The sequence below is a fragment of the Pseudoalteromonas sp. APC 3694 genome (assembly GCF_030407565.1).
GTDB classification, from domain to species: Bacteria; Pseudomonadota; Gammaproteobacteria; order Enterobacterales; family Alteromonadaceae; genus Pseudoalteromonas; species Pseudoalteromonas tetraodonis.
The window spans coordinates 1-880 of sequence record NZ_JASDDE010000134.1; the positions used below are offsets into that span (position 1 = coordinate 1).

The 880-nt window shown below is 39.9% G+C and carries 1 protein-coding gene; it reads left to right on the forward strand.

Translation table 11 applies throughout. The features are described from left to right. On the forward strand, positions 1-880 hold an 880-nt coding region (locus QMA00_RS18860), incomplete at both ends, for a transposase (RefSeq protein ID WP_290158518.1).

Below are 880 nucleotides of genomic sequence, written 5' to 3' on the forward strand. Positions count from 1 at the left end.
TTGCAACGCTTTCCAAAGCACAAGATCTCATATAAAAAGAAAAAACTTCACAACGATAGTTTTCGAGCGGTCAATAACTCGAACTGTATCCGCATTGAAAATGGTGCTATCAGTATCCCAAAGGTAGGTAAGATACCCATTATCTTGCATCGCAAACTAGCAAGTAAAATCAAGACTGTAACTATCCAGTATCACCACGGAAAATGGGGATGCAGCATCACTCAAGAAGTTGAGTGCAAAACAGCTAAACAAGTTTTAAAAACAATCACAGGTTTTGACATTAACTCAAAGCAAACTGTTGTTGGCTCAGATGGTTTTGTGGTCGATAACCCCAAGTTTTTAAAGCAGTCAAAAACAAAGTTAAATCAATTGCAACGCCAGCTTGCACGCCGAACTAAAGGTTCAAATCGCTGGCAAAAAACCAAACAACGCATCAACAAATTACACGGCAAAATCTCACGGCAAAGGCTCGACTTTGCACACAAAATTTCACGCCAGATAACCAATGAAAATGACATTTTAGTGTTCGAAGATTTAAACGTAAAAGGGATGCAAAAGTTCAATGGCAGCATGGTTGCCGACAATGTGATGGGCTTAATTACTCAGCTTTCAAAATACAAAACTGAGCTTGAAGGTAAACTCTATCATGAAATTGGTCGATTTGAAAAATCGACTGGGATTTGCGCAGAATGCGGCCAACATCATGTTTTAACATTGAACGACAGATATTTCACATGTACGGCTTGTGAAACTAACCAAAACCGAGACTTGTCAGCGGCTAAAAGCATAGCAAAAACAGGTGAATTAGATTTGATTGCGGCTGGGATCGTCGCAAGGGTTACCCCCACATCTCAGCAGAAATCAGCCATTAAAACGAAAG